1 protein-coding gene is annotated in these 561 nt (G+C 72.7%); it reads right to left on the bottom strand.

The annotated features are described in order from the left end of the window. Positions 1–561 (bottom strand): oxidoreductase dimerization domain-containing protein (locus JAP66_RS31795; protein WP_199435575.1); only part of this gene is annotated, 561 nt, incomplete at both ends.

Genomic DNA, 561 nt, shown 5'->3' with positions numbered 1-561 from the left:
GGTGGGCAACGGAGGCGAGGTCGTGCAGCCGCCCGCTCCTGGCCGTGAGCGCGGTGAGTTCGGCGATCATCTCGCCTGCACGCGGGGCCGCGATGGTCGCGCCGAGCACGCGGCCTTTCCCGTCGAGGACGACGTGGGTGAAGCCTTCGGTGGCGTCCTCGGTGACGGCGCGGTCGACGTGGGCGTGTTCGAGAAGCCGCACCCGCACGTCCGTGCCGTGTCGCTGCCGGGCCTGCTGTTCGGTGAGGCCGACGTGGGCGATCTCGGGGTCGGTGAAGGTGACCCGGGGAATGTGCTCGTGGTCGATGCTGCGGGTGGGCGCGAGCAGGGCGTTGGTGGCGGCGATGCTGCCGTGCATCCCGGCGACGTGGGTGAACGGCAGCGCTCCGGTGATGTCCCCGGCGGCGTAGACACGTCGGTTGCTCGTCCGCAGCCTGGCATCCACCGAGGCGTAGCCACGCTCGTCCACGTCCACCCCGGCGGTGTCCAGGCCGAGCCCGGATGTTGCCGGGCGGCGGCCGGTGGCCACCAGGACCCGGTCGGCGGACACCGTGGTGGAGC

The organism is Qaidamihabitans albus, assembly GCF_016464705.1.
GTDB classification, from domain to species: domain Bacteria; phylum Actinomycetota; class Actinomycetes; order Mycobacteriales; family Pseudonocardiaceae; genus Qaidamihabitans; species Qaidamihabitans albus.
The sequence above is the reverse complement of the archived record's forward strand: the minus strand, read 5'-3'. Positions and strand labels throughout refer to the sequence as shown.